Annotated in this window: 22 protein-coding genes (1 of these 22 only partly in view); 8 read left to right on the top strand and 14 right to left on the bottom strand. The window is 65.3% G+C overall.

Annotated elements, in window-relative coordinates:
• Window positions 1–258, top strand: the 3' portion of a protein-coding gene (locus tag SKP52_RS00625) for a hypothetical protein (RefSeq protein ID WP_039579233.1). Its footprint begins 51 nt before the window's first position; only the last 258 of its 309 coding nucleotides appear in the window; its start codon lies beyond the left edge, outside the window; it ends in the stop codon at window positions 256–258.
• Window positions 248–637, top strand: coding sequence for an acyl-CoA thioesterase (locus SKP52_RS00620; RefSeq protein ID WP_039570557.1), 390 nt, complete (start codon window positions 248–250; stop codon window positions 635–637). The genes SKP52_RS00625 and SKP52_RS00620 overlap by 11 nt, the downstream gene beginning before the upstream one ends.
• An 8-nt stretch (window positions 638–645) precedes the next feature.
• Here SKP52_RS00620 and SKP52_RS00615 read toward each other — a convergent pair whose 3' ends face one another.
• The 6 genes from SKP52_RS00615 to hisS form a co-directional block, all read right to left on the bottom strand.
• The gene (locus SKP52_RS00615; protein ID WP_039570555.1) at window positions 646–2226 is read right to left on the bottom strand and encodes a DUF4139 domain-containing protein; all 1581 of its coding nucleotides are present in this window, start codon (window positions 2224–2226) and stop codon (window positions 646–648) included.
• 10 nt (window positions 2227–2236) lie between these two features.
• Entirely contained in the window at window positions 2237–3622 is a 1386-nt protein-coding gene (locus tag SKP52_RS00610) for a DUF4139 domain-containing protein (protein ID WP_039570553.1), read from the bottom strand.
• Window positions 3623–3698: 76 nt separating this feature from the next.
• Window positions 3699–4598 (bottom strand): DUF4167 domain-containing protein, encoded by a 900-nt coding sequence (locus tag SKP52_RS00605; RefSeq protein WP_039570551.1) that lies wholly within the window; start codon window positions 4596–4598, stop codon window positions 3699–3701.
• Between the two features lie 275 nt (window positions 4599–4873).
• Complete coding sequence (gene prmC / locus SKP52_RS00600) at window positions 4874–5728, bottom strand: peptide chain release factor N(5)-glutamine methyltransferase (RefSeq protein WP_407695059.1); 855 nt, start codon at window positions 5726–5728, stop codon at window positions 4874–4876.
• Complete coding sequence (gene prfA / locus SKP52_RS00595; RefSeq protein WP_039570547.1) at window positions 5721–6788, bottom strand: peptide chain release factor 1; 1068 nt, start codon at window positions 6786–6788, stop codon at window positions 5721–5723. Before prfA ends, prmC begins: the two co-directional genes overlap by 8 nt.
• 106 nt (window positions 6789–6894) lie before the next feature.
• Window positions 6895–8193 (bottom strand): histidine--tRNA ligase, encoded by a 1299-nt coding sequence (hisS, locus tag SKP52_RS00590; RefSeq protein ID WP_039570543.1) that lies wholly within the window; start codon window positions 8191–8193, stop codon window positions 6895–6897.
• 94 nt (window positions 8194–8287) lie between these two features.
• Here hisS and SKP52_RS00585 point away from each other — a divergent pair, with 94 nt between their 5' ends.
• Together SKP52_RS00585 and ppa are read left to right on the top strand one after the other, a co-directional pair.
• Window positions 8288–10219: a M61 family metallopeptidase gene (locus SKP52_RS00585; RefSeq protein WP_039570541.1), complete on the top strand. Its 1932-nt coding sequence runs from the start codon at window positions 8288–8290 to the stop codon at window positions 10217–10219.
• A gap of 40 nt (window positions 10220–10259) precedes the next feature.
• On the top strand, window positions 10260–10796 hold the full coding sequence (gene ppa / locus SKP52_RS00580) for an inorganic diphosphatase (protein ID WP_039570537.1): 537 nt from the start codon (window positions 10260–10262) through the stop codon (window positions 10794–10796).
• A 97-nt stretch (window positions 10797–10893) separates the two neighbouring features.
• Here ppa and SKP52_RS00575 read toward each other — a convergent pair whose 3' ends face one another.
• The 4 genes from SKP52_RS00575 to SKP52_RS00560 all read right to left on the bottom strand — a co-directional run bounded on the left by SKP52_RS00575 (window position 10894) and on the right by SKP52_RS00560 (window position 15463).
• Window positions 10894–11829, bottom strand: coding sequence for a mechanosensitive ion channel family protein (locus SKP52_RS00575; protein WP_052207676.1), 936 nt, complete (start codon window positions 11827–11829; stop codon window positions 10894–10896).
• Window positions 11826–13025, bottom strand: a complete 1200-nt coding sequence (gene metC / locus SKP52_RS00570; RefSeq protein ID WP_039570533.1) for a cystathionine beta-lyase — start codon at window positions 13023–13025, stop codon at window positions 11826–11828. Before metC ends, SKP52_RS00575 begins: the two co-directional genes overlap by 4 nt.
• 70 nt (window positions 13026–13095) lie before the next feature.
• The gene (gene sseA, locus SKP52_RS00565; RefSeq protein WP_039570531.1) at window positions 13096–13935 is read right to left on the bottom strand and encodes a 3-mercaptopyruvate sulfurtransferase; all 840 of its coding nucleotides are present in this window, start codon (window positions 13933–13935) and stop codon (window positions 13096–13098) included.
• 181 nt (window positions 13936–14116) lie between these two features.
• Window positions 14117–15463 (bottom strand): hypothetical protein, encoded by a 1347-nt coding sequence (locus tag SKP52_RS00560; RefSeq protein WP_039570528.1) that lies wholly within the window; start codon window positions 15461–15463, stop codon window positions 14117–14119.
• 119 nt (window positions 15464–15582) lie between these two features.
• Here SKP52_RS00560 and queF point away from each other — a divergent pair, with 119 nt between their 5' ends.
• Together queF and SKP52_RS00550 are read left to right on the top strand one after the other, a co-directional pair.
• A complete protein-coding gene (gene queF / locus SKP52_RS00555; RefSeq protein WP_039570525.1) occupies window positions 15583–16053 on the top strand; it encodes a preQ(1) synthase in 471 nt (156 codons plus the stop codon).
• Between the two features lie 81 nt (window positions 16054–16134).
• On the top strand, window positions 16135–16545 hold the full coding sequence (locus tag SKP52_RS00550) for an acyl-CoA thioesterase (RefSeq protein ID WP_039570522.1): 411 nt from the start codon (window positions 16135–16137) through the stop codon (window positions 16543–16545).
• A gap of 24 nt (window positions 16546–16569) precedes the next feature.
• Here the strand turns inward: SKP52_RS00550 and SKP52_RS00545 are convergent, their stop codons facing one another.
• Together SKP52_RS00545 and SKP52_RS00540 are read right to left on the bottom strand one after the other, a co-directional pair.
• On the bottom strand, window positions 16570–16785 hold the full coding sequence (locus SKP52_RS00545; RefSeq protein ID WP_148308968.1) for a hypothetical protein: 216 nt from the start codon (window positions 16783–16785) through the stop codon (window positions 16570–16572).
• A gap of 77 nt (window positions 16786–16862) precedes the next feature.
• A complete protein-coding gene (locus SKP52_RS00540) occupies window positions 16863–18149 on the bottom strand; it encodes a cytochrome P450 (protein WP_039570515.1) in 1287 nt (428 codons plus the stop codon).
• 125 nt (window positions 18150–18274) lie between these two features.
• Here SKP52_RS00540 and SKP52_RS00535 point away from each other — a divergent pair, with 125 nt between their 5' ends.
• On the top strand, window positions 18275–20974 hold the full coding sequence (locus tag SKP52_RS00535; RefSeq protein ID WP_081997134.1) for a M1 family metallopeptidase: 2700 nt from the start codon (window positions 18275–18277) through the stop codon (window positions 20972–20974).
• A gap of 115 nt (window positions 20975–21089) precedes the next feature.
• Here SKP52_RS00535 and SKP52_RS00530 read toward each other — a convergent pair whose 3' ends face one another.
• Window positions 21090–22685, bottom strand: coding sequence for a helicase HerA-like domain-containing protein (locus tag SKP52_RS00530; protein WP_039570511.1), 1596 nt, complete (start codon window positions 22683–22685; stop codon window positions 21090–21092).
• Window positions 22686–23090: 405 nt separating this feature from the next.
• Here SKP52_RS00530 and SKP52_RS00525 point away from each other — a divergent pair, with 405 nt between their 5' ends.
• Window positions 23091–23645, top strand: coding sequence for a nucleotidyltransferase family protein (locus SKP52_RS00525; protein ID WP_039570508.1), 555 nt, complete (start codon window positions 23091–23093; stop codon window positions 23643–23645).
• A 344-nt stretch (window positions 23646–23989) separates the two neighbouring features.
• Here SKP52_RS00525 and SKP52_RS00520 read toward each other — a convergent pair whose 3' ends face one another.
• Window positions 23990–24358 carry a VOC family protein gene (locus tag SKP52_RS00520; protein ID WP_039579227.1) on the bottom strand — a complete coding sequence of 123 codons (369 nt, stop codon included), beginning with the start codon at window positions 24356–24358 and terminating at the stop codon, window positions 23990–23992.
• Between the last annotated feature and the right edge of the window lie 71 nt (window positions 24359–24429).

Raw genomic sequence — 24429 nt, 5'->3', positions numbered from 1 at the left:
GCCCGCTATCGCCGGCTGATGAAGGGCATGGCGCTGGTGTCGCTGCTCGCGGTCGTCGGCGCACTCGGCTGGCTTCGTTTCACGATGGGCGAGGCCCTCACCATTCATATGATCATCGCGACCGCGGCCGGCGTCGGCCTGTCGGTCCTGCTCGGCGCAGCCTTGATGGGGCTCGTCTTCCTGTCGAGCGGCAGCGGCCACGACGAATCGATCGAAGACCCTTTTGAAAACGACCCGGATATGAATCATGACAGATAATACGCCCGACTGCCCGCGCGACCCGATCCTGCGCGTCGTCCCCCGCCCTGCCGACATCAACGCCAACGGCCATATCTTCGGCGGCTGGGTGCTGAGTCAGATGGACATCGCCGGCGGCATCGTGGCCGGACGCGAGGCGCAGGGCGCGGTCGCGACCGTTGCCATCGAGACGATGGAGTTTATCGCGCCCATCCTGCTGCGCGACATCATCTCGGTCTATGCGACGCTCGAACGCCGCGGACGCACGTCGATGGGGATCCGAATCGAGGTGATCGCAACGCGCGACGGCGGCCGGACAGAGGAACGCGTGACCGAGGGCCTGTTCACCTTCGTCGCGCTCGACGAGAATCACCGGCCGCGGGCGCTGCCGCCGGTCTAAGCGGCGAATCAATCGCCCTTCAATTTCTGTCGGAAGTTCTGGGCGAGGCTGTCGTTCGCGGGGACGCGGACGCGCCAGACCCAGCTGCTGCCACGGCGCTCCCATCCATCGGGGGTCGGATCGAGCGCGAAGGGGATCAGAATTTCGACCTCGGCATCAAAGGGCCGCGCGTTGGTCAGCGTTACCTGCCACAGCCGGTAATCGTCCTTGGCGTCGGGCTGGACCGTGACCTTATACTGGACAGCGGGACTCGATCCGATGTCATAGTCGACGCGTTCATCCTTGGCCTTGTCGCCGATGGCCGCTTCGCCAACGAGAAGACGGCGATCGCCGATTGTTTCGAACACCGTCGCCATGCCGGCCGGAAGCGCAAGGCCAAGTCCGTCCGATTCGCGGTTCTGTGCGCGCAGACGCATCATCAACGGCTGCGGCCGGCCGTCGCCATAATCGTTGAGTGTCGCCGCATAAAGCTGTTCGACCGCGACCTTGTCTTTCGCGAGGAGCGCGACCTGCTTCTGCCCCTTCGCCGACACATCGACGCGAAAGGGGATGCGATAGAATTTGAGATCGCCCAGGTCCTCCGCCGGCGGCGGCGGAGGTGGTGCGGGCGGCGGAGGTGGCGGAGGCGGCGGCGCCATGGCCATCGCGCGGCGATCGAGGCGTTGTGCGGTCACGATCACCTCCGAAGCGTCCGCTTCGGCGTAGCTCTGTTCGAATTCGATGATCGGTGGCAGCTCCCACAAGGGATGCGTGCTCGTGATATCCATCGGCCAGCATTTGAGCACCAACGGCCCCGGCGTGCTGCGCGGGAGCGGTGGGCGGTACATCTTGTTCAGGCGTCCCGCGATCACATTGAGCTGCGCCCGCGGAAAGCTGGTGACCCCGCCGTTCGCAACGGTGATCCAGCCGGTCAGCCCGAGCGTCTTGCCGTCGGCGCGGCGGTCGGCGACATAATTGGCCGCCCAATCGAAGCCTTCGGCGAGATAGAGAAGCTGGACCTTTACCGTCCGCGCGGCCTTGCTTTCGACGAGCACCGACAGTGTCGGCTTGGCCGAAAGATCCTTGGGCACTTCGCGATAGAGCATGCGTTCGGGCAGCCCCGAACAGGCAAGCGCCTCGACCCCGGCCGCAGTCTGGACGATGACGCCGCCGTTCGGTCCCGACTGGATCACCGCATCCTGCTCGACGACCTTGCCGGTCGCACGGCTGGTGCGCCGCAGCGTGACGCTGCGCTTGAGATAGGCGTCGACCAGTCCTGCGGGCGACAGCAGCCGCGCGTCGCGATTCTTCTCGATCACCCCGTCGGGCAGACCGCTGACCACTGCGGTTTCGGGGAGCAGCCCTTCGGCGACGCCCTCGAATCGCAGCACCGATGTCCCGGCGGGCAGCGTGACGGTGCGCGTCTCGGTGATGAAGGCAAAGCCTCGCGGCCAGTTCGGGTCTATCGGCCCGGCGCCGCGGCTCGGCGCGCGATAGACGGTGACCGCGGCATCGTCGATCTTGGCCGATACGGCGATCGACGTCTGCGCAATCAGGGGCGCGGGCGCGAGCAGCGCCGCGACCCATATCAACGGGGGCCAGGCCCGCATCGCGTGGCGCTCAGTAACGCGAATCGAATGTGACGGTCAGGTCGACCTTGCCGTTCGCTGGCACCGGCACCTGCCATTCGACGCGGTCGGCCGAGATGCGCTCGCCCTTCAGGCTTTCGTCGCTGATCCGCACATCGCCATAGAGCCCGTCCTGCGCGAGCAGTACCGTCACCGGCGCCGGCCGCGCGTTGCTGACGGTGTATTTCATCTTCGTCACCCAGCGCGAATCGCCCTTGCGCGTGCGCGATACGACGGTGGGCTGGACCTTCACGTCGAACGCGTCGCCGGTGCGCAGCGACATCGCCGACCCCATCGGCGTGTGGTCGATGCGATTCTCGCCGATGAATTGCGGATCGCCGCGCGCGTCGCGCATATAGACGCGAATCGTGCCCGCGGGCAGCTGGTCGCCAAGCCCGCCCTGCCGCGAGGTCGAAAAGCGCAGCACGCTCGCGGTGCTGACGGGCTCATTGTTACTGCCGAGCCAGCGATTGACATATTCATAGGTCGAACGCGCGGGCGCGCCCTTCACGTCGAGAAAGCTCACTTGCTTCTGCTGCGCGTTGGCAATCGTCGTCCGCACCGCCAGCGGATAGAGATAATAATCGCCGAGCCGCTCGCGATCATTCGATTCGGTGCCCGCCGAATCCATCGCGCCGCTCATCTGCCGAAAACCGCCGCCCCCGCCCGGATTACCCGCCACCAGCAAAGTGCGCGCATTGTTGAAGGTCGTGCCGGTGCTGTTGGTCAGCGTCACCCAGCCCTGGATATCCATCGCCCCCTTGGCAGCGTCGAACAGCGCGACATAATCGGCGGTCCAGCCAAGGTTCGGCGTGAGATAGGAAAGCCGCGCCGGGACGGTGCCTGCGCTCGCCGCATCGACCGTCACCGACAGCGTCGGCCGCGCGCGCAAATTGGGCGGCAGCCGGTCGAACACCGCGCGCACGGGCAGGCCGTCGTCGCGCAGCACCTCGATGCGCTCGCCGATCTGAAGCACGATGCCGCCGTTCGCCGCGAGCACCTTGGCGCGCTCGCTACGTTCGGCGCCGGTCGCGGGATTGGTGCGGACGAGGGTGATCGACTGGCCGACCGCCTTGTCCATCAATTTGTCGGGCGTGAGCAGGTCGAAATCGAAATTCTGTTCGACGATCCCGATGCCGGGGCCCGACAGCGTCACCGTTTCAGGGCGGATGCGCGCCGACACGTCGGGAAATTCGATGCGGTTGCGCCCGGCGGCGACGCTCAGCTGGCGGTCGTCCTGAACCAGCGACTGACCATTATTATAGATGGTGACTGCGACGTCGCCCTGTGCGTTGCCGGTCGTTACATCCTGCGCAAAAAGGTCGGTCGACGTTCCGCCAACGAGCAGCGGCAAACAGGCCAAGGCCAACACGCGCATAAAAAACCTCCCCGCAGGATATCCCGCGGGGAGGCTATGTCATGCGAATCGGAAAAACCAGCGTGAAATCGATGGCTTATTCGGCCGCTTCGACGTCGGTGCTGCGCGTCGCCAGGGTGCGGCGCGTGCGGCGCGGCTTGGCGGCGGGCGCTTCGCCCTCGGCATCGCTTTCGACGGCGCGTTCGGGACGGCCGATCGCGGGCGGCAGAACGGCGGTGTCGATTCCGGCATTGCCATTGTCGGCACTGTCGTCCTGACGCGGACGGCGGGCCGGGCGGCGCGCGGGACGCGGAGCGGGTTCCTGCTCGGCGGCTTCTTCGCGCACGGCGGGGGCTTCGCTGCGGTCGTCGCGGGCCTCGTCCTCGTCGCGATTGCGGACAGGACGCGCGCGCGCCGGCTGGCGGTTGCCGCGATTATCATCGTCGCGATTGCCGCGCGGTTCGCGATTGCCACGATTGTCGTCGTCGCGGTCCCCGCGCGGTTCGCGGTTGCCGCGATGGCCGCGGTCATTCCGCTCGTTGCGGTCGCCCCGATCATTGCCGCGCTCGTTCCGCTCGCCGCGGTCGTCGCCATTGTCGCTATCGTCGCGGGCAGTGTCGGCTTCGAAATCGCTGTCGGTATCGTCGTGGCCGTCGAAATCTTCGACGCCGCGAATCTCGCGGCTGCGGTCGTGGCTGCGTTCCTGTCCGTTCGCCGCGGCTTTTTCTTCCTGACGCGCGCGGAAATCGCTCACGACGCGGAAATAATGGTCGGCGAACTGCAGATAATATTCGGTCTGGACCCGGTCCCCGGCAAGCTGCGCGTCGCGCGCGAGGTTGCGGTACTTTTCGATCATCTGGGCGCCGTTGCCGCGTGCGCGACTGTCGATACGGTTGGCCTGGTCGACCCCGCCGCGTCCACCCGATTGCGGGCGATTGTTATTGTTGTTGCTGTTGTTGTTACGGCCGCGACGGCGACCGTTCTGTCGGTTGTTCATGTTCAACTGAGACATCCTGTCGATAAGCTAATAAGCTATGCCAACCCCTTTTGGCCGACCGCGCTTGTCTGCGCGTCGTGCCCGCGCTTCTTGCGCGGCCTTGCCCTTTACCGCTTGCGCCGGACCCCACGGTCCCGCACCAGCATCGTAAGTGGGAAGCAAACCAGTCGGACCAGTATCGATGCTGTCCGCATCGCCAAAGGGACCCCGATCAGGTCTGTAAGCCGCCCCTACCGCGCTTTGCGGCGGAAACCAAGCGAATTCTTGTGGGCGTGTCAGGCGCGGGTCAGCAAAAGCGCCCTGTCGCGGCCGCCCAGATCCTGTCTGCAGGCGACCTTGAATCCCGCAGTTTCGGCGAGCTCGCTTACTGACATATGTTGTGTGTGCCCGATTTCAAGGATTGCGATGCCGCCGGGCGCCAAAAGACGCGGCAAATCGGGGATGATCCGGCGATAGTCGTCGAGTCCGTCGACGCCGGCGAAAAGCGCGCCCGCGGGCTCGTGATGGGCTACATCGGGCATCAAGGCTTCGGAGTCGGCGATATAAGGTGGATTGCAGAGGATGAGGTCGAATCGTTCCGCGACCCCCGCCCCCCAGTCGCCCGACCGAAACGATACGCGGTCGGCGAGCCCCAGTTCTTCGGCATTGTCGCGCGCATAGGCCAGCGCCTGTTCCGATGCGTCGATCCCCAGGCCGGTCGCGCGCGGAAATTCGCTCAGCGCGGCGAGCAACAGCGTACCCGGCCCGGTGCCGAGATCGAGGATCCGTTCGGGCCAGCCTTGCGTTCGCTCGTGCCGCGCAAAATCGAGACATGCCTCGATCAACGTCTCGCTGTCGGGCCGGGGGACGAGCACGCCCGGGCCCACCGCGACCCTGATCGTCCAAAAATCGCGGTAGCCGACGATATAGGCGACCGGTTCATGCGCCATTCGCCGCGCGACCAGATGGGCGTAAAGCTCGGGCATTTCATACCGCGCCGGGTCGAGCAGCACATGCTGTCGCTCGACGCCAAGCGCGTGCGCCATCAGCAGCTCGGCGTCGAGCCGCGGCGTGTCGCTGATGCCGGTAAGCAGATTGGCGGCCGTGCGGAGCGATTCGGCCACCCCCGCAAAGTTGGGCTGCTCAATCACCCAGCCCCGCCAGCCGCTGCGCCTGATCCTCGGCGATCAGCGCATCGATCAGCTCGTCCATCGCGCCCTCGATGATCTCGGGCAGGCGGTGGAGCGTCAGGTTGATGCGGTGGTCGGTGACGCGCCCCTGCGGGAAATTATAGGTGCGGATGCGTTCGGAGCGGTCGCCCGACCCGACCATCGACTTGCGCGCCGACGCCTCGGCGTCGTGGATCTTGGCGCGCTCAAGGTCAAAGAGCCGCGCGCGCAGCACCTGCATCGCCTTGGCGCGATTCTTGTGCTGGCTGCGCTGGTCCTGCTGGATCACGACGAGCCCCGACGGGATATGCGTGATGCGGATAGCCGAATCGGTGGTGTTGACGTGCTGGCCGCCCGCCCCGCTCGCGCGGTAAATGTCGATCTTGAGGTCGCTGTCGTTGATCGCGACGTCGACTTCCTCGGCCTCGGGCAGCACGGCGACGGTCGCGGCGCTGGTGTGGATGCGGCCCTGGCTTTCGGTCGCGGGAACGCGCTGGACGCGGTGGACGCCGCTCTCGAACTTGAGTTTCGCGAACACGCCCTGCCCCGTCACCGACGCGACGACCTCCTTATAGCCGCCCATTTCGGCTTCATTCGCCGAGATGATTTCGACCTTCCACCCCTGCCCGTCGGCATAGCGGCTGTACATGCGGAGCAGATCGCCCGCGAACAGCGCCGCCTCGTCACCGCCGGTCCCGGCGCGGATTTCGAGCATCGCGGCGCGCGCGTCGGCGACGTCCTTGGGCAGCAGCTGAAGCGCAAGATCATGCTCGGCGGCGGGCAGCGCCGCCTCGACCGCCGCAATCTCCTCGGCCGCCATCGCCTTCATCTCGGGATCGGCGAGCATTTCGCCCAGCGAGATGAGTTCGCCGCGCAGCCGCACGACTTCGCGGGCAGCGGTCGCGACGGGTTCGAGCTCGGCAAATTCCTTCGACGCCGCAACGAAGTCTGCCGGCGCCATTTCGCCCGTCGCCATGCGCGCTTGCAGCGCGGCGTGGCGTTCAATGATGGCGTCGATCTGGCGTTCGGAAACCTGGGTCATCTACTCACTGTCGTTTCAATTCTTCGTCATCCCGGACTTGATCCGGGATCCATGGCCGCCGGTGCCGCTTGGACCCCGGATCAAGTCCGGGGTGACGAGGTGGGGACTACTGCGGGTCGTCGTCACCTTCCAGTTCCGAATATTCTGACGGCAGCTTCCCCAGTATCTCCAGCAATCGCCTAGTCCCTTCATCACCCTTTCGCGTCACTTCCGTGAGGTGGAGACGGCGATTGGGCTTCTCATCATCGCGAACGTAAAGGAGTGCACCGACGCCTTGCGCCTTGGCCTTTTCAGCCTGCTTCTTGCTGTTTCCCTTGAAGATCGAAAGCACCGGTTGGCCAGCCGAGCGAAGATGCTGTTCAATCCTACGCGCCTCCTCAAGGCGGCTCGGATTGTCCGCGATAACGGCAATCACTTCATCGCTAGAGTATTCTTCGAGCAACATCGCCAGCCGCTCAATCCCCGCCGCCCAGCCGACCGCCGCCGTGGGGGGGCCGCCGAGCGCTTCGATCAGCCCGTCATAGCGGCCACCGCCGAGCACGGTACCTTGCGCGCCCAGCCGGTCGGTGACGAATTCGAACGCCGTGTGACGATAATAGTCGAGCCCGCGCACCAGCCGCGCATTGCGTTCCCACGCAACCCCCGCGGCGTCGAGCCCCGACGTCACCGCACCAAAGAAATCCTGCGCTTCGCCGGTCAGAAATGCGTCGATGTCGGGCGCGCTGTCGGCGATCGGGCGGTCTTTGGGATCCTTGCTGTCGAGAATGCGCAGCGGGTTCTTATCGAGCCGCGCCAGGCTGTCTTCGGACAGATCGCCGCGATGGCTTTCGAAATGCTCGACCAGCGCCGCGCGCCAGGCATCGCGGCTCGCCGCATCGCCGAGGGTGTTGAGCGTCAAGGTTACGCCCTCGACGATCTCCAATTCCTTGAGCAACTGATCCGCGAACACCAGCAGTTCAGCATCGGCGAGAGGGCTGTCGCTGCCCAAAACTTCGGCATCGAGCTGGTGAAACTGGCGATAGCGCCCCTTTTGCGGGCGTTCGTAGCGGAACAAAGGCCCATGCGTCGCCACCTTCAGCGGCGCATACTGCTGCCAGCCGTTGGTGATGTACGCCCGCGCAATGCCCGCGGTGAATTCGGGGCGCAGCGTGATCGATTCGCCGCCGCGATCGTCGAACGAATACATTTCCTTCGACACAACATCGGTCGTCTCACCCAGACTCCGCGCGAACACCGCGGTCGGTTCGATCACCGGCACTTCGATCCGTTTGTAGCCATAGAGGCGGCGCACACGCTCGAACGTCTCGACGACATGCGCAAAACGGTCGGCGAAATCGCCAAGCATGTCCTGCGTGCCGCGCACGGCCTGCGGCGTCGGGATTTTGGCGGATTTGTCCTTGCTCATGGTCGCGGCGTCTAATGCTTTTTGGTCGAAAGGCAAAGTCGCTTGCAGAGCGGCGACTGGACGTTGCGGACATTTGGCGGCAGAGGTGCTGCCCATGAAAAAAGCACTATTGGTCGCAGCGTCCCTGATCGCCCTGTCCGTCGCCCCCGCCGCAAATGCCCAGGATGGCAACAGCCGGCCGCAACCCGTCGTCCAGCCGCTGACGATCCCGTTGCCGACCGACAGGCCCTATCCGGGCACCATGCAGCTCAAGGTCGACGCGACCGACGTTGCGCGCGGAATTTTCCACGTCCGCCAGACGATCCCCGTGGCGAAAGCGGGCAAGCTCACCCTGCTCTATCCCGAATGGCTGCCCGGCAAGCACGCGCCGCGCGGCGCGATCGCCGAAGTCGCGGGTTTCCGGCCAAGCGTCGGCGGCAAACCGCTGACCTGGACGCGCCAGCCGACCGACGTTTACGCGTTCGATATCGACGTGCCCCCAGGGACCAAAAGCATCGACGTCGCCTTCGATTTTCTCTCGCCGACCCGCACCAGCGAGGGCCGCGTCGTCGTCACCCCCGCGATGATGAACCTGCAATGGGAACAGGTCAGCCTCTATCCCGCGGGCTATTTCACCCGCGCGATCCCGGTGCAGCTCGAGGTCACGCTTCCCGAAGGCTGGACCGGCGCCTCGGCGCTCGACGGGCTCAAAGTGTCGGGCAATCGCTACAGCTTTGCCCCGACCAATTATGAGGTGCTGTTAGACAGCCCGATGTTCGCCGGCAGATTTTTCCGCAAATGGGACCTCGGCAATAAGGTGACGCTCAACGTCGTCGCCGACGAAGCCAAATATCTCGACGCAAGCCCCGACCATATCGCGCGCCACGCCGCACTGGTGTCGGAGGCGGTCGCATTGTTCGGGGTCCGGCATTTCGACCGCTATGAATTCCTGCTCGCGCTGACCGACGAACTCGGCGGCATCGGGCTCGAGCATCATCGCAGCAGCGAAAACAGCCGCAATGTAGACTATTTCACCAAATGGGATGACAATGACTGGGAACGCGGGCTGCTACCGCACGAGTTGACGCACAGCTGGAACGGCAAATATCGCCGTCCCGACAAGCTTTGGACCCCCGACTATCGCACGCCGATGCAGGACAATCTTCTGTGGGTCTATGAAGGACAAACCAGCTTCTGGGATCTCGTCCTCGCCGGGCGGTCGGGAATGCAATCGAAAGATATGATCCTCGCCGAATGGGCGACCAATGCCGGCTATTACAGCGCGCAGCCGGGCCGCGCGTGGCGGTCGGTGGAAGATACGACGCTCGACCCGGTCATCGCGGCGCGCAAGCCCAAGCCGTTTTCGAGCTGGTCGCGCAACGAGGATTATTACAACGAAGGGTCGCTGATGTGGCTCGAAGCAGACATGCTGATCCGCCAGGCGACGAACGACGCCAAAAGCCTCGACGATTTCGCACGCGCCTTTTTCGGCGGCCGCGAGGGTGATTTTGGGCAGGACACATATGATTTCGACGATGTCGTCGCGGCGCTGAACGCGGTCCACCCCTATGACTGGGCACGTTTCCTGCGCGAACGCATGCAGGCGAGCGGGCAGCCGGCGCCCACCGGCGGCATCGAACGCGCGGGATATCGCCTCGTCTGGCGCGACGCGCCCAATGTCTATGACCGCGACCGCATGGCGCAGGCGAAGAACGCCGACCTCACCCATTCGCTGGGCATGACGATCGACAAGGACGGGGTTGCGACCGGCATCCTGTGGGAAGGCCCGGCGTTCAAGGCCGACATTATCAACGGGACAAAGATCGTCGCGGTCGAAGGGGTGAGCTACAGCCGCGAGCGGATCGAGGCGGCAGTCCGCGCGGCGACCGACGGAAAGACCCCGGTGCGGCTGCTCGTCGAACGCGGCGGGCGCTATCGAAATATCGAGATCGACTATCATGGCGGGCTGCGCTGGCCGCATCTCGAAAAAACCGGGAGTGGCCCCGACTGGTTCGATCGGCTATTGGCGCCGCGCCGCCGCCTCTAAAAAGATTCGGCGGACAACAGATAAAGGACTCCACTCTCCCATGCGCATCGACCTGATCCCCGCCGGCGACAGCCCGCCCGACAGCCTGAACGTCCTGATCGAAGTTCCGATCGGCGGCGAGCCGGTGAAATATGAATTCGACAAGGCATCGGGCGCCTTGTTCGTCGACCGCTTCCTCCACACGCCGATGCGCTACCCCGCCAACTACGGTTTCATTCCGCACACGCTCGGTGACGATGGCGACCCGCTCGACGCGCTGGTCGTCGCGCGTTCGCCGATCGTCGCGGGCGCGGTGGTGAAGTGCCGCCCGATCGGCGTGCTCAAGATGGTCGACGATGCCGGCGGCGACGAGAAACTGCTGTGCGTCCCGGTCAACAAGACCTTTCCCTATTATGCCGATGTCGCAAGCTACACCGACATGCCGCCGATCGTGCTCCAGCAGATCGAGCATTTCTTCAGCCACTATAAGGATCTCGAACCCGGCAAATGGGTGAAGCTCAACGGCTGGGGCGATGTTGACGAAGCCAAGCGCATCATCGTCGAGTGCATCGAGCGCGCGAAGAAGGTCGGGTTCTGACCCTTACGTTCTCGTCATTGCGAGCGTAGCGAAGCAATCTAGGGCGGCCTTGCGCCCTGGATTGCCGCGTCGCCTCCGGCTCCTCGCAATGACGCACTTATGATTTGGGCGTCTCGCCCTTATCCGGCGCCCCGACAATCCGCACGTCCTGGCGCGGATAGGGAATGGCGATCCCGGCTTCCTTGAAGCGGTCCCATATCCCCAGGAACACCTCGCCCTGGATATTGCCGAGCCCCGCCTCGGGGTCGGAAATCCAGTAGCGCAGCTCATGCTCGACCGCGCGCTCACCGAACGCCGTGATCCACACCGCGGGTTCGGGTTCGTTCAAGATGCGCGGGTTGGTCGTCGCCGCTTCGATCATCAGCCGCTGGGCCAGCCGCGGGTCGCAGTTATAACCGACCGGCACGCGCATCCGCACCCGCACCTCGGGACTGGCGTAGCTCCAGTTCTCGACCGGCTGCGTCATCAGCAGTTCGTTCGGGATCAGATGTTTTTTGCCGTCGCGGGTAATGACGTTGACCGCCCGCACCCCGATTCGGGCAACGCGCCCGACGTTCGGCATGCCGCCGGGCAGCGTCGTTCCGCCCATGGCACTGCCGTCGCCGACCACGATGATATCACCGGGCTTGATCGAGCGGTCCATCAACAGGATGATCCCCGCGATGAGATTGCCGACAGTCTTTTGCAGACCGAAGCCGATCGCGAGCCCCGCGGCGCCCGAAAAGACCGCGAGCGCGGTCAGGTCGATACCGAGCAGGTCGATACCGAACAGCATCGCAAAAACGAATAACGCGATCGCGATCAGCTTTTCGGTGAGCAGCCGCTGCGTAGCGTCGATCTGCGTGTTGCGGCGGAGCAGCCATTTTATTCCGCGCATCAGCAGCCGCACCGCGACATACAGCAGCACGGCGACGACCAGCGTCGAGAAGAGACCATAGAGCGACAGGCGATACGAACCGACATCGATCCCGATCGCCTTCATCACCTCGACGGCACGGGCGACCCCGTCGCGAATATTTTCACTGGCGCTCATATCGCGGAAAAGCCGCGTTCGAGATCCGCGATCAGGTCGGCGGCATCCTCGAGCCCGATCGACAGGCGGACGAGCGGGTCGGGATCGGTCCATGTCGTCGCGGTGCGGATCGTCTCCGGATTGCTCGGCACGACAAGGCTTTCATAGCCACCCCAGCTGAAGCCGATGCCGAAATGCGCCAGCGAATCGATGAAGCGTGTCCGCGCTGCCTCGTCAACGCCCTTCAGCGTGAAACCGAACAGTCCGCTGGCGCCGCCGAAATCGCGCGACCATATCGCGTGACCGGGATCGCCCGGCAGCGCGGGATGAAGCACGCGGCCAACCTCGCCGCGGCCCGCAAGCCAGCTCGCGACCGCAAGGCCGCTCTCGCCATGACGCCGCATCCGAACATCGAGCGTGCGCAGCCCGCGCAGGATCAGCGCGCAATCGTCGGGCGAAACCGCCTGGCCAAGCTGATACGCCGCGCTACGCAGTCGTGGCCAAACCGCCTTGGTCGCCGTCAGCGAGCCCATCATCGCGTCACTATGCCCACCGACATATTTGGTGAGGCTCATCATCGTCACGTCGATGCCGTGCGACAGCGCGGGAAAGAGCAAGGGCGTCGCCCAGGTGTTGTCGAGCATCGTCAGCACGCCGCGTTCGCGCGCCACCGCGACGATCGCGGGAACATCCTGCACCTCAAAGGTCAGGCTGCCCGGCGATTCGAGGAAGATCAGCTTCGTCTCCGGCCGGATCAGTTCGGCGATGCCCGCGCCGACAAGCGGATCATAATAGCTCGTCTCGATACCGAGCCGCGCGAGCATACCATTGCAGAAGGCGCGCGTCGGCTCATAGGCGCTGTCGACCATCAGTAGATGATCGCCCGGCGATAACAGCGCGAGCAATCCCGCCGAATTGGCGGCGACCCCGGACGGATAGAGCAAGGTACCCTCGGCGCCCGGCTCCATCCCGGTCAACGCATCGGCGAGCGCCCACACCGTCGGCGTCCCGCGCCGACCATAATAGAGCTTGTCGTGCGTCGCATGGCCGCGCGCCTTCAGATCGGCGATATTGTCGTAGAGGATCGTCGAGGCGCGCCAAACCGGCGGATTAACAACGCCGCCGCCAAGCCGCGGGTCGCCGGTCCATTCGGGCCGCCGCCCGCCCTGCACCAGTTTCGTCGCAGGGCGGAGGCTGTCATCGTCGCTTTTGCTCATCCCCGCCTTGTTAGCGGAGCACCCGGCAAAATCCACCCTTCGACGGATGGATATTCGGGCCAGCCGGGCGTCAGGCGGCGCCGGTCGCCTTGGGCATCGCGGGATCGGCACCCCATTCGGTCCAGCTGCCGTCGTAAACCGCGACATCGTCCTTGCCGAGCAGATGCGCGCCAAAGGCGACAACGGTCGCGGTCATTCCGCTGCCGCAGGTCGTGATGAGCGGCTTGTCGAGATCGACCCCGGCGGCGTCGAAGGCCGCCTTGAGTGCATCACCCTGTTTCCAGGTGCCGTCGGCGTTGAACAGCGCGCTGTGCGGCAGGCTGCGCGAACCCGGGATATGGCCCGGCGCAACGCCGGCGCGCGGGTCGCGTTCCTCGCCGGTGAAGCGGGCGGCAGGACGCGCGTCGACGACCTGTTCGGCGCCGCTGTCAAGGTTTGCGAGCATCTGCTCCTTGGTGCGCACCGCCTTCGCATCGCGCCACACGGTGAAATGACGGTGGCGCAGCGTCTGCTTGCCCATTTCGAGCGCGCGACCTTCGGCCTTCCACTTGGCGAGGCCGCCGTCGAGCAGCGCGACATCATGCGCGCCGAACAGCTTGAGCAGCCACCAGCCGCGCGCCGCGCTTTTCAGCGGGCTGTCGTCGTAAAGCACGATCCGGCTGCCATCGCCGAGGCCGAGCGACTGCATCCGGCTCGCGAATTTTTCGGCCTGCGGCGCCATATTGTCGACGTCGCTCGACGGATCGGTCAGCTCGGCGAGGTCCATGAACACCGCGCCGGGAATGTGGCCCGCCTCATATTCGGCGCGCGCGTCGCGATCGGCCTCAAGAAATTTCGTCGCATCGACGACCCGCAGGTCCGATGCCCCCAGTTCGCGTTCCAGCCAGTCGGTTGAGACCAAGGCGTCCATGTCATGCTCCTGTTGCGGCCGGTCGGGAGTCTTTGCCTGTCCCTATCCCGGCCATCCTGCTGTGGCTTCTTTCCGGGGACAGTCAGCCTATGCCCCGCCCCGCGCTTTTTCAAGCGCGGTGGAGATGTGCCTCAGCCGATGCTGCACCGCAACAAAAAAGCGGTGCCGTTTTGAGCCAAAACTATTGGGAGCGCTTGATCGCCGTCGCGCGCGCCGCGGGCCGATCGACGCTATAGGTTGCGCGGTCGAGCGGCAGCGGCGCGAGCTTGTCGCTGCCGCTGCCGCCCTGTTCGCGGCCGAGCACGAAGCTGCCCGCATTCTGGCCAAAGGCGTCGCCCTCGCCATCCCAATGATAGGTCACGTCGAACACGATAACGGGGACGAGCATCGGCTTGCCCCCGATCATCAGCGGCTCGATCGTGGCGCGCGGCAGCATGACCTCGGTCGACAATTCCTCGCCCGCGCCGACCGCCAGCATCATATCGTCACGCAGCACACTGCCCCCCGCGCCGTCGAAGAAGCGGCTGAGCACGGGCTCGGTCATCGCCGATCCCTGGTTGAGCGCGATGCGGACCATCATGCCCGTCGCGGGCGCGGTACCCTGATTGAGCAGGTTGAGCGCAAAGCCGACCGCGACATGATCGGCGGCGAAGCGAATGCTGCGAATGTCGAGTGCCATGCCGACGACGGCGCGCTGCTCGCCGGCCGGCCGGGTAACGAGCGGGTGGGCGGCCTGGGGTTGGGGCGCCGGCGCCGGCGCGCGCGCGGGTTGCGGAGCAGTGGGGCGAGGCGCCGGCGGCGCGGCAGGTTTGGGCTGCGTCGCGGCGGTGCGAGTCGCGGGGCGCGGGGCGACGGGTCGCGGCGCCTCATCGACCTCATCGATGGCCGGTCCGGCGAGTGCCGTGCGGCGGCGCCAGTACCAATAACCGGCGCCAAGCGCGGCCAGCGCAGCGAGCAGCCAGGCCCAAAGCGGCATGCCCGACGGGGTAGGTGTCGGCGTCGGGGCCGGCGATATCTCGTCTACAGCAACCGGCGCTGCATCTGTCGCAGGGGCGACGGACGTGGCGGTCGGATCGGGCGGCGGCAGCACCGAACTTTCGGTCGCGGCCGGAAGCGCAGGCGCTGCGGTGTCGGGTGCAGGCGTGGCGCGCGGGGCGGCCGTCGCGGGCGTATCGCGGCGGGCCGGTGCTGGCACAGGCGTCGCACCCGTCGTGGGCTGCGTCGGCGTCACGCGCGGCGGCGAGGCGGGTTGTGCCGCGGTTGGTGCTGGGGTGGGCCTCGGCTGACCGCGGCGTTCACCGGGCGCAACCGGTGGCAGGCCATTGTCCGACGGTCCCTGCACCCCCGGGGTGCGGCCATCGTCGGGCGCGGGGGGAAGACGAAAATCAAGCGGGCGGGAGGAGGAAGGCGCCGGAGTCGGCGTGGTGTCCTGTGCACGAACGGGCGTTGCACCAGCCAGCATCAGCGCGAGCGCGGTCAGCGGCAACGACGCCGCCTTGCTTCCCTGCCCCGTTTTTCCGTTCGTCATTCTTCTTCCGCGACCTCGAACCAAATATAGTGTCTGCGCCGCTGAATTGGCGCTGAACCCGGCCGCTTCCGTCCAACGAGATCGGTGACATCGGCCGCGCTGCGCACTAGAGCCTTTCCATGACCGATTCCAGCCCCACGCCGCTGGCGCCGAAACATCTCGGCCAATCCAGCGAACTTCCTGCCGCTCCCGAGGCGGCCGTCCTCGATTATGTGCCCAATCCGCGCGCCGGCGAACTTTACCTCGTGCGCTTCGTGGCGCCCGAGTTCACCTCGCTCTGCCCAGTGACCGGCCAGCCCGATTTCGCGCATCTCGTCATCGATTATGCGCCCGGCGAAACGATCGTCGAATCGAAGAGCCTGAAGCTCTTCCTCGGCAGTTTTCGGAACCATGCGGGCTTCCACGAAGATTGCACCGTCGGCATCGGCCGCCGCCTGTTCGACGAGATGCAGCCTCGCTGGCTGCGCATCGGCGGTTACTGGTATCCGCGGGGGGGCATCCCGATCGACGTCTTCTGGCAATCGGGCGCCCCGCCCGCCGGCCTGTGGCTCCCCGATCAGGGCGTCGCGCCTTATCGCGGAAGAGGCTAGTTTGAGGCGGCCGGGGCCGTCTCTCTTCGACGGTGATAATTCATCTTTCCGTCACAAAATATTGACACTAGTGTCAGCGATATGAACATCGCTTCTCTTCCGCACGACCATGCGATCGCCGTCGGCTCCGACCAGATCGATTTCATGGGCCATGTGAACAACGCCCATTATCTCAGCTGGGTGCAGGAAGCGGTGCTGTCGCACTGGCGCCACATCGCGCCGCCCGACGCGGTCGCGGCGCATTTGTGGGTCGCGCTGAAGCACGAGATTACCTATCGCCGCCCGGCCTTCCTCGACGATCAGGTCATCGCGACCGTCATCCTCGAAAAGGTTCAAGGCGCGCGCGCCTTTTACGAAACGGTCATCAAGCGCGGAGAGGATGTGCTTGCCGAGGTAAAGTCGAGCTGGTGCTGTATCGACGCCGAAACGCTGCGCCCCGCACGACTGGCGAGCGAGGTCGTCGCGCGCTTCTTCCCGGCCGAGAAAATTTAGCCGGGCCGAATTATCGGGGGGTGTTTACGGGCTAACCGGATCGTCGTCGCTATCGACCGCCAGCCACACGCCGCCAGCAACGATGGCGAGCCCCAGCACGATCGCAATCCAGCTCCCGCCTTCGAGCTCGTTCTGATCGTCGACAACGGACAGAGCACGCGGCGCAGCCGAAGCGGCCACCGGCGAAACAATCATCGACATGGCAGCAAACGAAACCGCAACTTTTTTCCAGAGAATCATCGAAAACTCCTTTGACAGCCGCTTTGAAACGCGGCGGACAGGCGTTTGTTCCATCGTCGAAAAAGTGGCGGGCCCGGCTAGGCGGCCTCGAACCGGACCGGCAGACGTTTCAATCCACCGACGAACACCGATTCGACGCGCGCGGGCTCGCCCGCCAGTTCGACGCTTTTGAGCTTCGGCAGCAATTCCTCCATCAATATGCGCATCTCCATGCGCGCGAGATGCTGGCCAAGGCAGACATGCGCCCCGAAACCAAAAGCGATCTGCTGATTCTTCTCGCGGTCGGGATTGAAGGCAAAGGGTTCGCCGAACACGCCTTCGTCGCGATTGGCCGAGACATAGTTGAGCATCAGCCAGTCGCCTTCGCGGATCGTCTGCCCGCCGATTTCGACATCTTCTTTCGCGCTGCGCATGAAATGCTGGACCGGCGTCGTCCAGCGGATCGCCTCTTCGATCAGCCCGGCCTTGTCGCTGTCGGCGGAACGGAAACGTTCGAACAGCGCCGGGTTTTTCGCGAGTTCCATCATCGCACCCGCGGTCGAGGCGCTCGTGGTGTCGTGCCCCGCGGTCGCGACGATCATATAATAGCCCGACATTTCGCGGTCGGGGATCTGCTCGCCATTGATCGTCGCATTGGCGATCACCGTCGCGATATCCTCGCGCGGATTGGCGCGGCGATCGGCGGTGAGCGCGCCGAAATATTGCGTAAAATCGGCGATGACATAATCGAGCATCGCGATCGCCTGTTCGGCGCTGGTGATGGCTTCCCTGCTCCGGTTCAGCTCGGGGTCGGTCGGGCCGAATAGCTGTTGGGTCAGCATCAGCATGCGCGGTTCGTCTTCGGGCGGCACACCCAAAATGTCCATGATGACGCGCAACGGATAATGCGCCGCGACGTCGCGCGCGAAATCGCATGTCCCACCCTGTTCGAGCATATGGTCGACGGTCTCGCGCGCGATCTGGCGGATGCGCTCTTCGACGATCTTGAGATTCTTGGGCATGAACCAGCTCTGCGTGAGCAGCCGATATTTCATATGGTCGGGGGCGTCCATCTGGACCAGGGAGCGGATCAGGTGCCCGTCATTGTTCGGCGTCGCCGCGCGCGCCAGCGCCTCGCCGTCGCGGTTGGTCAGCACCGTCGGGCGGATGCCGTTCGCGAAACGTTGCGGATCGCGGCTGATCGCCATGATGTCGGCGTGGCGCGTCACCAGCCAGAAGGGGTCGTGGTCGTGATTCTCCGCAACGCCCAGCGGCATGTTCGCACGCGCCCATGTGAGCTGTTCGTGCAGCGGATCCCAATTGCCGTATGCGACGGGGTCGACGACGGCGGCGGCTACCTCTCCAGGCAATATGGGTTTTGTCATGCAACCCAAGCTGCCGCATCGCGCGCCGTCTGTCGAGCCCAGACGACGGCCTGCCGAAAGGGGGCGTTGCAGGGGGCGGCGCATGCGCCTAGCCGGACCGACAAATCATTCCGGGGATCGCATCCATGAAATATTCGACTCGTCATTTGCTTGCCGCCGCCGTCTCGTCGCTCAGCCTCGCCGCCTGCGCCGCGCAGCCGGGGATCGAATCCCCTATGCCGGTCGCCGCGGCGCCCGCGCTCGCCGGCGCGCCGCTCGATGTCGGCGTGCCAAGCCAGCTGCCGCGCATCGCGCGGCCGGTGCATTACGACATCAGCGTGACGCCCGACGCCAAGGCGCTGCGCTTCGCCGGCGAGGCTGGAATCGACCTCGAACTTTACGAACCCTCCGCAACGCTGACGCTGAACGCGCTGGACCTCAGCTTCGCGAGCGCGAGCCTGACCGGTGCAGACGGCAAGGCGGTCCCGCTCACCGTCGCGATCGACGCCGCCGCGCAGACCGCGACCTTCACCGCCCCCGCGTCGCTCGCGCCCGGCAAATACCGTCTGACAACGCGCTATACCGGCACGATCAACACGCAGGCGAATGGGCTTTTCGCGCTCGATTATCCCGACAAGGCCACGGGGAGCGAGGTACGCGGGCTGTTCACTCAGTTCGAGGCGCCCGACGCGCGGCGCTTCGTTCCGAGCTTCGACGAGCCGAGCTACAAGGCGACCTTCACCCTCTCGGCAACCGTCCCTGCGGGCGACCTTGCGGTGAGCAACATGCCCGTGACGAGCGAAACGCCGGTCGCGGGGGGCAAGAAAAAGGTGACCTTCCAGATCTCGCCCAAAATGTCGTCCTATCTACTCTTCTTCGCAACCGGGAATTTCGAGCGGCTCGCGGCGAAGAGCGAGAGCGGCCCACAGGTCGGCATCGTGTCGCCCAGGGGGTCGGGCGAGCAGGCGCGCTTCGCGCTCGACAGCCTCGGCCCCCTGCTCGGCTATTACAGCGATTATTTCGGCCAGCCCTATCCGCTGCCCAAGCTCGACAATGTCGCGGGGCCGGGCCAGTCGCAATTTTTCGGCGCAATGGAAAATTGGGGTGCGATCTTCACCTTCGAGCGCATCCTGCTCGACGATCCGAAAATCACCAGCGATGCGGTGCGCCAGCAGATCTATTCGACGCAGGCGCATGAGGTCGCGCACCAATGGTTTGGCGACCTCGTCACCATGGCGTGGTGGGACGATCTCTGGCTCAACGAAGGCTTCGCGAGCTGGATGGAAACCAAGGCGAGCGACCATTTCCACCCCGACTGGCAGCCTTTGCTCGACCGCGTCGGCGGCCGCGAGGGCGCGATGGCGCTCGACGCCTTTGCGACGACGCACCCGATCGTCCAGACGATCCGCACCGTCGAGGATACCAACCAGGCGTTCGACGCGATCACCTACCAAAAGGGCGAGGCGGTGATCACGATGCTCGAGGCCTATGCCGGCCAGAATGTGTGGCGCGAAGGGCTGCGCACCTACATGGCAAAGCATAAATATGCGAACACGCGCACCGACGATCTGTGGAACGCGGTCGAGGCGGCGGGCGCAAAGGGGCTGACCGCGATCGCGCATGATTTCACCAACCAGCCGGGCATCCCGCTGCTCCGCGTCGGCGCCGTGACCTGCGCGGGCGGCAACACGACCGTCGAACTGACGCAGGCCGAATTTTCGCGCGATCGCAAGCAGGGCATCGACGCCGAAAATCGCCGCTGGCAGGTGCCGGTCCTCGCGCGCGTCGGCCAGGGCGCGGTCACGCGGCAGGTGATTTCGGGCGGGAGCGGACGGCTGACCCTGCCCGGCTGTGGCGCGGTGCTGATCAATGCGGGGCAGGCGGGTTATTACCGCACCCTCTATTCGCCCGCGGCGCTGACCGCGCTCCGCGGCGATTTCGCCACGCTTGCCCCGATCGACCAGCTCGGGCTGCTCGGCGACAATTTCGCGCTCGCCTATGCCGGCTACCAGCCGATGGGCGCCGCGCTCGAACTGCTCGCAGCGACGCCGCAGGATGCGAGCCAGAAGCTGCTGGGCGACGCGGCAGGACGTTATGCGGCGCTCTACGCCATGTTCGACGACCAGCCCGCAGTGCAGAAGCAGATCGCCGCGCGCGGCGGCGCGGCGCTCGGCCCGGCGATGCAGCGGCTCGGCTTCGATGCACGCCCCAGCGAGCCCGCGCTCGACAGCATCCTGCGTTCCGACCTGCTTGGCGCGCTCGGGACGCTGGGCGACGCCAAAGTGCTCGCCGAGGCGCGCCGCCGCTTCGCATTGCTCGACAGCAATCCCGCGGCGCTCGACGGTCCGCTGAAATCGCGCTGGCTCGACATCGTGGCGGCGAACGCGAACGAGGGCGAATGGGCCAAGCTGCGCGCCATGGCGAAGGGATCGAAATCGGCGGTCGAGCGCAGCGCCTTCTACACCTTCCTCGGCAATGCGAAGGATGCGGCGTTGGCGAAGCGCGCGCTCGACCTCGCGCTCACCGACGAGCCGGGCAAGACCGTCAGCGCCGGGATCATCGGCGCGGTCGCGAAAAACCACCCCGAACTCGCGGTCGATTTCGCGCAGGCCAACCAGGCCGCGGTCGACCGGCTGATCGACGCCTCGGCGCGCGCGCGTTTCCTCGCGGGCCTCGCCGCCGCGTCGAACGACCCGGCGATGATCGCCAAGCTCGAACGGATCGCGGCGCCGCTGCCCGCCGACGTGCGCAAGCCCTATGACAAGACGCTGGCGTCGCTGAAGGAACGCAGCGTCAGCCGCCCGCGGATCAAGGGTGAAGTCGCCAGCTGGCTGAAGGCGAAGTAGGCAGGAGCCAGCGCTGCGTCATCATCGTGGCCTTATCCTTGCGGCTCTCTATCGTCATCCTGGCGAAGACCGGGGTGACGATTTGGGGGAGGGCTAATCCTGCCGTCTCCTGCCGTCACTTGAACAGGCTGCCCAATATCCCGCGCATCAACTGGCCGCCGAACTTGCCCGCGACCTGTCGGCCGAGATTGGTCGCTGCCGAGCGCGCCGCCGATTGCACCATCTTTTCGGCGAAGCTCGGTTTCGCGGCCTCGCGCGCGGCGGCCTTTTCGAGCCGCAGCCGCTCGCGCTCCTCGGCCGCTTTGCGCTTCGCCTCTTCCTTGGCGGCGATCGCGGCCTGCTTGTCGGCTTCGGCCTGCGCCTTCGCCTCGATCGCAGCAGCCTGCGCCTGCTCGGCCTTGGCGGCGAGCAGTTCCTCGGCGCTCTCGCGGTCGACGGCGGTGTCATATTTGCCCTCGACGGGCGAGATCGACTTGATGATCGCGCGCTCCTTGGCGTCGAGCGGCCCCGCGCGCGAGCAGGGCGGCTTGATCAAAGTGCGTTCGACCGGCGACGGGGCGCCGTCGGGCATCAGCAGCGACACCAGCGCCTCGCCGACCTTGAGTTCGGTAATCTCGCGCGCGACATCGATCTTGGGGTTCGGGCGGAAGGTTTCGGCGGCCGCCTTCACCGCTTTCTGGTCGCGGGGGGTGAAGGCGCGGAGCGCGTGCTGGACGCGGTTGCCGAGCTGGCCCGCGATCGTTTCGGGGACGTCGATCGGGTTTTGCGTGACGAAATAGACGCCGACGCCCTTTGAACGGATCAGGCGCACGACCTGTTCGATCTTTTCGGTCAGCGCGGGCGGCGCATCGTCGAACAACAGGTGCGCCTCGTCGAAGAAGAAAACGAGCTTCGGCTTGTCGGGATCGCCGACCTCGGGAAGCGTCTCGAACATCTCGCTCAGCATCCAGAGCAGGAAGGTCGCATAGAGTTTCGGGCTCGCCATCAACTTGTCGGCGGCGAGAATGTTCACATAGCCGCGGCCATTTTCGTCGGTGCGGATCATGTCCATGATATCGAGCGCGGGTTCGCCGAAGAAATTGGCGCCGCTCTGGCTTTCGAGCGTCAGCAATTGCCGCTGGATCGTGCCGACGGTCGCCTTCGACACATTGCCATATTTGGTCGTGAGTTCGTCGTCGTTTTCAGCGCACCAGACGAGCATCGCCTGCAAATCGCCCAGATCGAGCAGCAGCAGATTCTGTTCGTCGGCGACGCGAAACGCAATTGCGAGCACGCCTTCCTGCACCTCGTTGAGCCCCATCAGCCGCGCGAGCAGCAACGGGCCCATTTCGGAAATCGTCGTGCGGACAGGATGCCCCTGCTCGCCGAACAGGTCCCAGAAGATCACCGGATTGTCGCGATACGCCCAGTCGGTATCGCCAATCTCGGCGGCGCGTTTCGAAAAGGGTTCATGGACCTTCGCCGTCGGGCTGCCCGCCATCGCCATGCCGGCAAGGTCGCCCTTCACATCGGCGACGAATACCGGGACGCCGGCCGCCGAAAAGCCCTCAGCGAGGCCCTGCAAGGTCACCGTCTTGCCCGTGCCCGTCGCACCAGCGATCAGCCCGTGACGGTTCGCGCGCTTGAGCACGAGCGACTGGCGCGGCCCGTCGGCAGCGCCGCCCCCGCCAAGACCGATATAGATTTCGCTTGCCGTACTGCCGTCGCTCACCCGCTATCCTCCACCTTGAAATGCTGCGTCGAAGTTAGAGCGGCGGGAGAGTCCAGGCAATCGGCAAACCGGCGCCGAGGCCAAAAGCGGAAAACGGCCCAAAACTGCCGAACTTCACTCGGAATTCGCGTCGCGCGACGGCACGGCAGAGTTGCAGCCGCCGGCGCTAACGCCACAAAAACCCCGCATGCACGGACGAGACATATGTCTTGTGTGGCTTTGGCGGATCGCACGGTCGGTGCCCAAACGCGATAGGGGCGCGACGGCAAGGGTGTCGGATCGAGTCATCCGGCAGCATAGATCATGGCGCGATATTGTAGGAAAGCCGCTGTCGCTGCCCGCCAGCCGAAGGAACCGTCGCCGCGGCCATATTCAGACACGGCCCGGCGCGCTATCTTCCCGCAGATGAGCGCAGCCGAGGCCGATATCATTTCTATTCTGCGCGCCGACCGGCTTCGCTGGTACCTGCTCGGCGCGGTTGCGGCGCTCGAACTGCCCGACTGCTGGATCGCAGCCGGTTTTGTCAGAAACGCGGTCTGGGATCATCGGCACCAGCGCCCGCCGTCACCGCCCGATCGCGATGTCGACGTGATCTGGTACGACCCCGACCGAATCGACCCGGCGCTCGATCGGCTCCACGAGGCGCGGCTGGCGGCGATCGCGCCCTCGGTCGTCTGGTCGGTCAAGAACCAGGCGCGCATGCACATCCGCAACGGCGACCCGCCCTATGCTTCCGCCGCCGATGCGATGCGCCATTGGCCCGAGACAGCAACCGCCGTTGCGGCGCGACGCTATGATGCCGACCATTGCGAGGTTGCCGCGCCGCTGGGCGCCGACGATCTGTTCGGCTTGATCCTGCGTCCGACGTCGTCTTTCGTGGACCTGAAGCGCGCCGTTTACGACGAGCGACGGAAATCCAAAAAATGGCTGGAGCATTGGCCCTTGCTGCGGGAAGCGTGAGGCCGGTTTCGAGCAATCGTTGCCATAAATCCTCCCTGTGGCGGAGCCATGGGGAGGTGGCAGCGCGAAGCGCTGACGGAGGGGCTAATGGCGCACCATCGCAGCCCCTCCACCACCGCTTCGCGGCGCCCCCCCCCCATCGCTGCGACAGGGAGGATATCCCCCTCATCGTCACCCCGGACCTGATCCGGGGTCCATGACTTCAGCGCCGCCGTGGATCCCGGATCAGGTCCGGGATGACGAAGTGGCGGGAAACGACCGGTTGCGGCCATAAAGCCCTCTCCCCTTGGGAGAGGGGGAATGTCCGCTCCCCACCCCAAAACCGACGTTCCGCGCGCGCCCGCTCATCCCATGATGAAGGCGTTGAGCTTGTTGCCGTCGGGGTCGCGGAAATAGCCCGCGTAAAAGCCTTCGCCGCGCGGTCCCGGGGGGCCTTCGCAGCTGCCGCCATGCGCCAGCGCGATCTCGTGGAGGCGGTGGACCTGGTCCTTGTCCTTTGCCTCGAGCGCGACCATCACGCCGTTGCCGACCGTTGCAACATTGCCGTCGAAGGGCTTGGTCAGCCCGATGCCCGCGCCGCCGCCCGGCTTGCCCCAGGCGATGAAGCCGTCGAATTCCATCATGCGCGGCGTGTCGAGTTCGGCGGCAATCGCGTCATAAAATTCCGCCGCCTTGGCGAGATCCTTCGTGCCCAGCGTCACATAGCCAATCATCATCATTCTCCCGACTCGTTGTTATGGGAACATAGTATGAACATGGGCGGCACGAGGCAAACAAAAAGGGC

This window comes from Sphingopyxis fribergensis (genome assembly GCF_000803645.1).
Classification (GTDB): domain Bacteria; phylum Pseudomonadota; class Alphaproteobacteria; order Sphingomonadales; family Sphingomonadaceae; genus Sphingopyxis; species Sphingopyxis fribergensis.
The sequence above is the reverse complement of the archived record's forward strand: the minus strand, read 5'-3'. Positions and strand labels throughout refer to the sequence as shown.

Coding starts and splice junctions, on each gene's coding strand:
- prfA (WP_039570547.1), bottom strand. CDS start 6,788: ATGACCCAGGTTTCCGAACGCCAGATCGACGCCATCATTGAACGCCAC.
- metC (WP_039570533.1), bottom strand. CDS start 13,025: ATGAGCAAAAGCGACGATGACAGCCTCCGCCCTGCGACGAAACTGGTG.
- SKP52_RS00540 (WP_039570515.1), bottom strand. CDS start 18,149: ATGACAAAACCCATATTGCCTGGAGAGGTAGCCGCCGCCGTCGTCGAC.
- SKP52_RS00585 (WP_039570541.1), top strand. CDS start 8,288: ATGAAAAAAGCACTATTGGTCGCAGCGTCCCTGATCGCCCTGTCCGTC.
- SKP52_RS00615 (WP_039570555.1), bottom strand. CDS start 2,226: ATGCGGGCCTGGCCCCCGTTGATATGGGTCGCGGCGCTGCTCGCGCCC.
- ppa (WP_039570537.1), top strand. CDS start 10,260: ATGCGCATCGACCTGATCCCCGCCGGCGACAGCCCGCCCGACAGCCTG.
- SKP52_RS00620 (WP_039570557.1), top strand. CDS start 248: ATGACAGATAATACGCCCGACTGCCCGCGCGACCCGATCCTGCGCGTC.
- SKP52_RS00525 (WP_039570508.1), top strand. CDS start 23,091: ATGAGCGCAGCCGAGGCCGATATCATTTCTATTCTGCGCGCCGACCGG.
- SKP52_RS00535 (WP_081997134.1), top strand. CDS start 18,275: ATGAAATATTCGACTCGTCATTTGCTTGCCGCCGCCGTCTCGTCGCTC.
- sseA (WP_039570531.1), bottom strand. CDS start 13,935: ATGGACGCCTTGGTCTCAACCGACTGGCTGGAACGCGAACTGGGGGCA.
- hisS (WP_039570543.1), bottom strand. CDS start 8,193: ATGAGCAAGGACAAATCCGCCAAAATCCCGACGCCGCAGGCCGTGCGC.
- SKP52_RS00575 (WP_052207676.1), bottom strand. CDS start 11,829: ATGAGCGCCAGTGAAAATATTCGCGACGGGGTCGCCCGTGCCGTCGAG.
- queF (WP_039570525.1), top strand. CDS start 15,583: ATGACCGATTCCAGCCCCACGCCGCTGGCGCCGAAACATCTCGGCCAA.
- SKP52_RS00520 (WP_039579227.1), bottom strand. CDS start 24,358: ATGATTGGCTATGTGACGCTGGGCACGAAGGATCTCGCCAAGGCGGCG.
- SKP52_RS00610 (WP_039570553.1), bottom strand. CDS start 3,622: ATGCGCGTGTTGGCCTTGGCCTGTTTGCCGCTGCTCGTTGGCGGAACG.
- SKP52_RS00605 (WP_039570551.1), bottom strand. CDS start 4,598: ATGAACAACCGACAGAACGGTCGCCGTCGCGGCCGTAACAACAACAGC.
- SKP52_RS00545 (WP_148308968.1), bottom strand. CDS start 16,785: ATGATTCTCTGGAAAAAAGTTGCGGTTTCGTTTGCTGCCATGTCGATG.
- SKP52_RS00550 (WP_039570522.1), top strand. CDS start 16,135: ATGAACATCGCTTCTCTTCCGCACGACCATGCGATCGCCGTCGGCTCC.
- SKP52_RS00560 (WP_039570528.1), bottom strand. CDS start 15,463: ATGACGAACGGAAAAACGGGGCAGGGAAGCAAGGCGGCGTCGTTGCCG.